Source organism: Peribacillus sp. SIMBA_075 (assembly GCF_046534585.1).
Genome location: NZ_JAWRYN010000945.1, coordinates 1 through 259, shown reverse-complemented (window position 1 = coordinate 259; position 259 = coordinate 1). Strand labels below are relative to the sequence as shown.

General features: G+C 37.5%; 1 protein-coding gene. It reads right to left on the bottom strand.

The genetic code is table 11. From position 1 onward, the window contains the following. Positions 1-69: 69 nt before the first annotated feature. Positions 70-259 (bottom strand): hypothetical protein (locus SB775_RS31045; RefSeq protein ID WP_410865118.1); only part of this gene is annotated, 190 nt, incomplete at its 5' end.

Below are 259 nucleotides of genomic sequence, written 5' to 3'. Positions count from 1 at the left end.
CAATGATTTGTTCATATATTGGCGCAGCGCTTCTTGGATCTATTTGAATCATGATGGCTCCCTCTTTTCTCATTCATGCTTTTGCAGTCCTATCGCTTGATCATGTCCTTGCATTAAAGGGACCGAATTGGGTATAAAATCTTTTTGAACTTCAAAACCAATGAAAACGAGAACGAAAAAAAATGTACATGCTAACGCAACAGCCAGCACCATCCACTTCAAATTGATTGGTTTTTTTTCTTTTTTCATGGTTGAACAC